Origin of the sequence: Eggerthella sp., from assembly GCF_048329335.1 — a bacterium.
Lineage (GTDB): Bacteria > Actinomycetota > Coriobacteriia > Coriobacteriales > Eggerthellaceae > Eggerthella > Eggerthella lenta.
In genome coordinates, this window is sequence record NZ_DBFEGU010000322.1 from 1 (window position 1) to 8,941 (window position 8,941).

Here is an 8,941-nt window from a genome sequence, read left to right on the forward strand (position 1 = left end):
GTCGTGCTTCTCGGTCAGGTCGAGCTCGCCGCAGTACGCGTCGGCGTGGGTGGCCTCGTTGGCCGTCTTGAGCTGGCCTACCAGTAGCACGTCTCCAATAATCACGATGATCAGCGGCGCGATGATGTTGATGAGGATGCCCTCGATATCAAAGGCGAGGTAATCCGGATCGAAGGCGTTCTCGCCCATAAAGAGAATCTGGGAGAGGACAAATCCGATCACAAAGAACAGCACCGAGGCGATGGCGAGCTTGGGCTTGGAGCAGGGGAGCTCGCCGACCAAGCGGCCGGTCTGGCCGTTCATGGCAAACAGGTAGCTCTTGCCGTTCCACGAGGTGGAGAGCATCCAGACGGGGAACAGGGCGTAGTCGCTGTCTTCCCAGGTGTAGTCGAGCTGCTTGCTTTCGACCGTGGCATCGTCGTATTCGTCGACGACAGTCTCGCGCAGGGCCGAGATCGTGCTTTCTTCCATACGGCGCTCGGCACGCGCCTTGCAGGTCTCGCAGTCCTCGTCGTAACGGTTGGCGATGTAGCCGGGCATATATGCGACCGAGAACGGACGCAGCGCGTCGTAGTCAAACGGCTCGATGGCGTCCATGTGGCCGTCGGGCATCTTGGACGATCCGTCGACGGGCACGCGCTTAAACGAGATATTGCCCTTGCGATAGGCATCGTAGTGGTCGGTGGTCGTGACGGTGCGGTCGGATTCCTCGGTCACGGTCTCATTGGTCGCGTCAAAGTACACTTCGCCGTCAACGCGGGCGCCGTAGAGCCAAAACGGCACGTAGACACCTTGGACCTCGTCGATGTGGTTACCGGTGACAAAGCTCTTGGGCAGCAAGATTTTGCCCTTGTAGTGTTCCTTGAGTGCGGCCGTGACGTCGTCGCGCCCGAGCTTAAACGGAATCACCAGGTCGGGCGAGAAGTCGCCAGAGAGCTGGCCGGGCGCCACGGCGGAGTTACCGCAGTACGGGCAGGTGGTGACGGCGACGGTGCCGTCGGACACGAGCTCGGCGCCGCACGACGAGCAGATGTAGCCGGCGTTTTGGGCGAGCTCCTGCACTGCGTCGTCGGCAGCAGGTTTGGGAGCTGCGGCTGCGGCATCGGCTTTGGCATCTGCCTTGTCCTGGCGCTCGCGATAGAGTGCCTCGACTTCTTCGACTTCAAAACGCGAATCGCAGTAGTCGCAGACGAGCTTTTGCTCGGCGCTGGCAAAATGCAGGGGACCACCGCAGGCAGGGCACTGATAGTTAACGCTCTCGAAGGCCATGATCGGTCCTTTCCGTGCCGGAGGCTATGCGCCGATGGCGCCGCCGCAGTATTCGCAGCGCCCACTGGCATCGGGAATGGTGGTGGCTCCGCAGAAGGGGCAGGTCACCGCGGTCTTGGGGGCCTTGGCGGCCACGACGCTGTCGCGCGTCTCCTGGCGCAGCTGCACCAGCGCGTCGCGGACCTCGGTTGCCTGGCGCTTGGCCTCGCGGTATTCGATGGAGCCGCGCTGATCGATGGTGGAGTCGTTTACGCGCAGGTTGATCTCGGTAAAGTACGGCGTGTTGACGTGAATGGTCAGATTAAAGTCGTAATCCAGGTCGTAGCGCGGCGGGTTGTAGCTCTCGCGCTCGCCGTCCTTGGTCTCGCGATAGATTTCGGTGCGATGCTCGTCGATATCCATATCGCAGCCGAGTACCTGCGAGAACTCGATGATGTCGGGATTGGCGTCGCGCCAGCGGCTCTGCGAGGTAATGATCAGCAGGCCCGCGTCCTCGTCGAGCATGATGTTGGTGCGCCCGGCAGAAAGCGTGCGCGTGGGGTTGAACGACGCCAGGCGCTCGGCATTGGCCTCGCGGTAGGCGAGCTGCTCGCGGATATCGTCCGCGGTGCTGGAGCGATAGCCGTGAAAGTAGGGGGAGAGCTTGCCGGCGCACTCTTTGCACAGGTAGCCTTCATTGATTTTTGTCTTACCTAGAAGTCCCAGCTCGGTGCCGCAAATCGCGCACTCTTTCTTCTCGAACATCTTGTCAAAGAAGCCCATGGCTGCCTCCCATCAACTGGTAGCGTGTGTCACTTTTGATGATGGGGGAGTGCGCAGCCTTTCACGATACCCAGACGGCTCAACGAGTCTCCACAACTGGGACACATGGCCCATTTTTTGACTAGACATTGGGGACGTACTTAAATGAGTGAAACTACTCATTTAAGTACGTCCCCAATGAGTGCCACAGAATGAGAGTGGATAATCTCCCGTTTTTGGCCTGTGTGCAGGCTCAAAGTGGGAGATTATCCACTCTCGTCATTTGGGTGTCCAAAAATCCTCGCTCGTTTGGCGCCTGGGGACACTCTTTGTCGAATGTGGGCGTCGCCCTTGCTATGCCACAGTCACGGCGACCTGGGTGTAGCGGGTGCAGGGGCGCTCGGCGCGCGTCTGCACGGTGAGGGTGAGCACAAAGCGGTCGCCGGGTCGTGCGTCGGCGGGCACGATGAAAGTGGCATCCTCCGTGCATTCTTGCCACAGCGACAGATCCTGGACGCCTGCATAGCTCGACGGGTCTACGGCGACATCCCAATGCGCATCGAAGCCCCTGCCGTCGGGGTCGACGATGGTCGCCGCAAGGTCGATGCGCTCGCCGGCTGCGGCGCTGCGGTCGGCCGTGACCTCGACAACATGCGCCGGATGCGAGCAGATGGCCGGATCATGGGCGCACCATTGCGCGCGGGCGGCAAAGTCTTCCTGATAGGCACGCAGATAGGGATTGAGATTGTCGTCTGAGGGCGTGCCGAGGGCGGCAAAACCGGTGGGCGCGTTCGCATCGGGGTGTCCATCAAGAAACATGCGGCCCAGCAGCGTATCGAAGTCGCGGTCGTCGATACCGCGCAGGCCAAACGGAAGCAGCGGAATATAGGTCATGCTGTCGCCTTCGGCCATAAAGTCGCCGCGCTCAAACTGTACCGCGGGCATGCCTTCCAGGCCCCAATCCAGACGGGCATGCTTGCCAAACTGAAAGCGCTCGGGCTCGTTTTCGTAGACCTTACCATCGCCATAGAGCATATAGCGTGCCATGAGGGGTCCGTTGTCCTGCGTGAGATTCCGCTCAGGCCAAGGAGCCTTAAACAGCGGCAGCGTATCGGGCTGAGCTGTTTTGGCGTCGAAATAGTTGCCATACATATAGGGCGTACGCCAAAAGATGAGCTCGGGAAAGAGCTCGCGCCCATGGTCGAGCCACGAGTTATCCTGCCCTACGCCGTCCGCGACGCCCATCACGCGCACCTTCTGATAGACCCGCTGCTGTACGGCGGGCCACTCGGGCGTGGCACGATAACGTTCGGCAATGCTCATGAGGGCACGAACGATAGTATTCATGCCACCCCAGCTGAGCAACCATAACGTACGCGGATCATCATCTAAAATCGCCTGCGCAATTACGCGAGACCCCTCGGTTTCCTCAGTCACATCACCCTCAAAGGCAACATTTCCCACAAAGGTGCGCTCGATCATCTGGGCGGGCGTGGGAAACGGCGGCTCACCGGCAGCGGCCGCATTTGCCTGCAACTGCGGCCAAGCCTGGGCGTATTCATTGCTCCAAAGACTTTCGATCCAATGCTCGGGAAACGGACGATACTCACGAAGCTCGCCGGCTAGCGGATCGGGCTCATGAGGCACAACATCCCAGGTATAAGAGCGACGCCCTTTGGTCCGCCAATGCGAATTCACCTCGCCGAGCGTATGAACCCCATCCCCAAGAAAGTGATACTGCGAAGCCGTATACACCACAGCCTGAACATCAAGCAAGTTGAGATACAGAGCCAAATGAACAAGCGAGTTCATATCATCGACTTCCATATCAGTGGTAACAATCACTCGAGTCAACTTCTGGGACATAGGAACAGCTCCAATCAAAATCAATTCAGCCAGTTACGCGCAAGGCAAGACGGGACCCACGCCCCATCGCCACCGACCCGGCGGCCCGCTAGAAGCGGCCGGCCAGGGTCACAGCAACGTCAACGCAGCGGGGACCGGGGTTTAGTCTTGCAAACATTCCGCAGGGGGCATGGGCAGGCGCAGCGCGAAGCGCAAAGCGCCAGCCCATGCATGCCCGAGGACGTTTGCAAGACTAAACCCCGGCCCCCGCGATGGGAGGGCTTAGCGGCCGACCCTGGCCGACCACTCCCAGCAGCCCACCGGCTCGCCGTCGATGAGTACGTTGCCCCCGTCGAAGTCTTGATAACACAGGTCGTTGAATTGGTGGATCCACACGCCGTGGTTGAACGTCTTTTTGGCCGAGCCGTCGGCTTCGCGATACACGCCGGTCAGGTCTTCGACATGGCTAAAGTAGGTGAGGTGCACGTTGGCGCCGGCATCGCGCAGGCGCGCCGTGAGCGGCAGCACGGTCTGTTGCGGTGACACAAGCTCGTCGCCCTTGGAGTGCGTAAACCACAGCGGCGTCTTGGCGAGCGCGGCCACGTCCTTGTCCGTGGCGTTGTACCACGGGGCGCAGCAGGGAAGGCCCGCGGCGAAGAAATCGGGGTAGTCGGCGCACAGGCGCAGGGTCATAAAGCCGCCGTTGGAAAGACCGGCGACCACGATGCGGTCGGTGTCGATGCGGTCGGCATGCTCGGTGACAAACTCGTCGATAAGCGCCTTGAGCACGGAGGAGTAGATGCTCTGGTTGGAGCGACCGAGTTGCTCGACGCCGTTGTCCATCCAAAACGTGGGCGACTGCGGCACGAGCACCCAGGCAAAGCCGCCAAAGTAGCGCTGGATCTGCGCCTGGCTAATGGCCGTCACGCGGTTGCCGATATAGGCGCGCGTAGCGCCTTCGCCTTGCGTGGCGCCCTTGCCCTCGCCGGCGCCGTGCAGATACACCACGAGCGGTGCCTTTTGGGGCACGACCGTCGCCTCGGGCGCAAAGGGGTTGAAGCATGCCGAGTCTTCGGCCTTAAAGCTGGGCTCAAAGAAGCCGTATTCAAGCGCGATGCCGTCGACGGCGGTCTTTTGCGTGGCGTTGCTCCAGCCTTTGAGCGCGGGGCAGATATCGCCACGGCAGGTGTCGAAGACCAGGCCGCAGGTGGGATCGTCGCCGTCGTTGCCGGGAAGAGCTGTGAGCTGCGTGATGCGCAGCTGGTCATCGAGCATGCGCGAGCCCATGACGCCGCCTTCGATGGTCTTGGTCAGGCGCTGTTCGGCGACCTCGAGCGCCACATGGGTGCCCACGGCGAGCTTACGTCCGTTCTCGTCGCACGGATATGCGGCGAGAATGTCGATGTAACCCACGGAGGGCGCGGCATGGTCGGCGCCGCGCTCCTTGCGCATCAGAACCTCGCCCGAGCGCTCGTGACGCTCTACATATATATGGAAGGTGTTCGCGTCGATGTCGTTGGCGCGCACGGTGCAGGGCAGGTCGAGTACGACCTTGCTGATCCAGGGGCCAAAGTCGCCCAAGGTGGTGACGGTTGCGTAGGTACACAATTTGAGCTCCATGAGCTGCCTCCCTTACGCCGCGAATGCCTGGCATCTGCGGCAATACAAACTAAACATGTTTAGTGTAATCTAGAATTGAAGAATAACCAGATGAACTCGGTAAACGGCAAAATTGAACACGTCGTGAGCTACTAAACATATGTTTACTAGCTTCTAGCAGGGATTCTGTTGATGAGTTAACAGATCGGTGAGGTGTTCATCAAAAAAAATCCCACGTAAATGGCTATATATCAATAGAAGGTCAAAGAGACCATTTCCCGCCATTCAAATACGTTCACCCCCGATTTCCTACCGTTCACCGGACTGTAGACGGCAAAATTGCCATAAATTCGGCGCTCCGTGTAAACTAAAGCCCGTAAACGTTCAGTAAACACCTTGTTTACAAAAGCGTATCCAAGGGTCCGGCAACCGTAAGGGGTTATAGTCACCGGGCCAAAGGCGTGCCTAAGCCCAAGGGGGCTGGCACACGAAGATATGGGGAGGGGTCCCATGGCAGTAGATAACAAGCAGATTGCCACCGATGTCCTCGAGCTCGTGGGCGGTGCGGAGAATGTTTCCGTCGCCACCAACTGCATGACGCGCCTGCGTCTGACGCTCAAAGACAACAACAAGGCCGACGTGGAGAAGATCAAGAAGGTCAAGGGTGTTCTGGGATGCCAGTTCGCCGGCAGCCAGCTCCAGGTCATCATCGGCCAGAACGTGCCCAAGGTGCTCGCCGAGTTCGTCGCCATCTCCGGCGTCAAGCAGGGTGCCGCCGTCGACGAGAACCTCGATGCTTCCAAGCAGAAGTTCGAGCTCAAGAACCTGCCGAACATCATCCTTGACTATCTGTCGGGCTCCATGACCCAGCTCATCCCGCTGCTCATGGCCGGCGGTCTGTTCCGTACCATCGCGGCCGTCCTCGGCCCCACCATGCTCGGTGTGCTCTCGGCCGACGACCCGACCTATACGTTCCTCTACACCACGCTGTACGAGGCCACGTTCACCTTTATCCCCATCTACCTGGGTTATGCCGCGGCTAAGAAGCTCGGCGCCAGCCCCGTGCTCGGCATGCTGCTCGGTGGCGCCCTCATGGCTCCTTCCGTGGTGAGCGTCGCCACCCAGGAGGGCGGCGGAATCATCTCCGTCTACGGCATCCAGATCGCCGCTGCCAACTATCAGCAGTCCGTCCTGCCGATCATCCTTTCGGTGCCCGTCCTCTACTTCATCGAGAAGTTCTTTAAGAAGGTCATGCCCGACGTGCTCTCCACGGTCTTCACGCCGTTCTGCACCATGATCGTCACCATCCCCATCGCCTTCATCGTTCTCGCCCCGATCGGCAACGAGATCGGTACGCTGATCGCTAACGCCCTCTTCGGCCTTGCTGACCTTGGCGGCATCGGTATCCTGATCGTCATGGCCGTCCTCGGTGCCTTCTGGCAGCTCTTCGTGGTCTGCGGCATGCACATGCCCGTCATCCTGCTCGCTCAGGTTCAGATCATCGCCGCCGGCTACGATCCCTTCGTCTTCGTTTCCACCAACTGCGCTATGGCCGCTGTCTGGGGCTGCGCCTTCGGTGCCTTCCTCAAGATGAAGAACCCCGACGAGAAGTCCCTTGCCATCGGTTACGTCATCTCCGCCATCGCCGGCGGCGTTACCGAGCCTGCGCTCTTCGGTATCCTCATGCGCTTCCGTCGCACCATGCTCGGCATGTTCATCGGCGGTGCCATCGGCGCTGTGTTCTCCGGCCTCATGGGTGTTAACTACTACCTCGCAGGCGGTGCGTCCAACTTCTTGGTCTTCACCAACTACCTGCAGGGTGGCCAGATGAACACCGTCTGGGCTATCGTTGGTATGGCAATCTCCTTTGTCATCGCCGCTGCCGTCGTCTTTGCCTGCGGCTTCTCCAAGGAGGAACTCGCCGAGATGGAGGCCTAAGGCCAAACCGTTCGGTCACATATGACCTCACCTACACGACAGGGCCCCGTCAGGCGTAAGCCCGGCGGGGCCCTTCTTGCAAGGTAGACTGATGGGGCGGACGGGATTCGCCCGCAAGGGTTTGCCAAGCGGCAGGGGCTTTCGCACGGGGTTACCGCGAAAGCCCCCGGCGGTTCGCAAATCCTTTATCAAACGAAAGGACATGCAGATGAGTTTGGGAAAGCTGACCGTCAACGGTCGCCAGGACGGCTTTTTGTGCGAGGGCAAACCGTTCTTTTGGTTTGCCGATACGTGCTGGAGCGCATTTACGAGCATTGCCGAGGATGACTGGGACTACTACCTGACCCGCCGTGCCGAGCAAGGCATGAATGTGCTGCAGATCAACACGCTGCCGCAGTGGGACCGCTGCTGCCCCGACCTGGGCATTTGGCCCTATGCCAGCGAGGACGGAGTGCACTTTGATTGGTCCCGTCCCAACCAGGCATATTGGGACCGCGCCGCCGCCATGTGCCGTGCTGCCGTCGAGCACGGCATCCGTCCGGCGCTCGTGCTTATGTGGTGCAACTACGTGCCCGGTACCTGGGGTGCCAAGATCGCCGAGCGTTGCGGCGCCGAGGTTATGCCGCGTGAGGAGGTCCGTGCCCACGTTGCCCGCGTCGTCGAGAACCTGGGCGAGTTCAACCCCGTCTACGTGGTGACGGGCGATACCGACTTTGCCGGCGACGAGGCGATCGCCTATTACGAGGACGCGCTCGACGAGGTCGTCAAGCGCGCGCCCGAGGCGCTGCGCACCATGCATATCAACCGCGCCAATCGCACCATTCCGGCGCAGTATCTGGACCGTCTGGACTTTTATATGTTCCAGCCCGGCCACAACTACGAGGGCCAGCCCGAGGCATGGCGTCTGCCGCAGGACTTTATCGCCAACTACCCTAAAAAGCCGATGGTCAACTCTGAGCCTTGTTACGAGCAGATGGGTGCGTCGCGCAATGTGTACTGGCGCTTCACCGCGCAGGATTGCCGCGCGAGCGTATGGTCGTCGATTCTTGCCGGCGCCAGTGCCGGCGTAACTTACGGCGCACACGGCGTTTGGAACTGGCAGACATCGCGCAGCCAAGGCTCGGTGCTGGGCGAGGGCTTCGACATGCCGTTCCGCTGGCAAGAGTGCCTGCAGTTTGCGGGCGTGTGGGACTTTGGCGCGATTGAGCATGTGCTTGCCGGCCTGGGTGCCACGGCTGCCGACGACGCGCTTGCCGTGGTTCCGGCGCAGGAGCTGCTCGATGACGCGCGCGAGGCCATTCGTGTGGCGCGCGTTGGCGATCGCGTCGTCACGTACCTGCCGCGCACCACGGCGCTCAAGTTTAAGCTCGACGGCGCGCGCGGCTGGACGGCGACGGTCCTCGACATGGAGGACAAGCGCATCGCCAAGCTGCCCGTCCGCGATAACGGTGACGGCACCGTGCGCGTGGCTCAGCATCCCTTTGAGCACGACGCTCTGGTGATCCTGGCCCCCGGGCGCTAACGGCTCTTCTCCAACATTTACAACCCA

Annotated in this window: 6 protein-coding genes; 2 read left to right on the forward strand and 4 right to left on the reverse strand. The window is 60.7% G+C overall.

The window, feature by feature from the left end; all coding sequences use genetic code 11:
• From ACMO6A_RS10130 to ACMO6A_RS10145, 4 genes are all read right to left on the reverse strand, one after another.
• On the reverse strand, nt 1-1,269 hold a 1,269-nt coding region (locus ACMO6A_RS10130), incomplete at its 3' end, for a hypothetical protein (RefSeq protein WP_418471192.1).
• 24 nt (nt 1,270-1,293) lie between these two features.
• Nucleotides 1,294-2,031 carry a DUF4428 domain-containing protein gene (locus tag ACMO6A_RS10135; RefSeq protein ID WP_022094560.1) on the reverse strand — a complete coding sequence of 246 codons (738 nt, stop codon included), beginning with the start codon at nt 2,029-2,031 and terminating at the stop codon, nt 1,294-1,296.
• Between the two features lie 333 nt (nt 2,032-2,364).
• The gene (locus tag ACMO6A_RS10140) at nt 2,365-3,876 is read right to left on the reverse strand and encodes a nucleoside hydrolase-like domain-containing protein (protein ID WP_418471193.1); all 1,512 of its coding nucleotides are present in this window, start codon (nt 3,874-3,876) and stop codon (nt 2,365-2,367) included.
• 261 nt (nt 3,877-4,137) lie between these two features.
• Nucleotides 4,138-5,475 carry a prolyl oligopeptidase family serine peptidase gene (locus tag ACMO6A_RS10145; RefSeq protein WP_418471194.1) on the reverse strand — a complete coding sequence of 446 codons (1,338 nt, stop codon included), beginning with the start codon at nt 5,473-5,475 and terminating at the stop codon, nt 4,138-4,140.
• 489 nt (nt 5,476-5,964) lie between these two features.
• Between ACMO6A_RS10145 and ACMO6A_RS10150 the strand changes: the two genes are divergently transcribed.
• Both ACMO6A_RS10150 and ACMO6A_RS10155 read left to right on the forward strand, forming a co-directional pair.
• Complete coding sequence (locus ACMO6A_RS10150; protein ID WP_418471195.1) at nt 5,965-7,392, forward strand: PTS transporter subunit EIIC; 1,428 nt, start codon at nt 5,965-5,967, stop codon at nt 7,390-7,392.
• A gap of 208 nt (nt 7,393-7,600) precedes the next feature.
• The gene (locus ACMO6A_RS10155; protein ID WP_117778723.1) at nt 7,601-8,914 is read left to right on the forward strand and encodes a DUF4038 domain-containing protein; all 1,314 of its coding nucleotides are present in this window, start codon (nt 7,601-7,603) and stop codon (nt 8,912-8,914) included.
• Nucleotides 8,915-8,941: the final 27 nt, after the last annotated feature.

Excerpts from the sequence above, each read along its gene's own strand:
- ACMO6A_RS10135 (WP_022094560.1), bottom strand. The coding sequence starts at position 2,031 with ATGGGCTTCTTTGACAAGATGTTCGAGAAGAAAGAGTGCGCGATTTGC.
- ACMO6A_RS10140 (WP_418471193.1), bottom strand. The coding sequence starts at position 3,876 with ATGTCCCAGAAGTTGACTCGAGTGATTGTTACCACTGATATGGAAGTC.
- ACMO6A_RS10145 (WP_418471194.1), bottom strand. The coding sequence starts at position 5,475 with ATGGAGCTCAAATTGTGTACCTACGCAACCGTCACCACCTTGGGCGAC.
- ACMO6A_RS10150 (WP_418471195.1), top strand. The coding sequence starts at position 5,965 with ATGGCAGTAGATAACAAGCAGATTGCCACCGATGTCCTCGAGCTCGTG.
- ACMO6A_RS10155 (WP_117778723.1), top strand. The coding sequence starts at position 7,601 with ATGAGTTTGGGAAAGCTGACCGTCAACGGTCGCCAGGACGGCTTTTTG.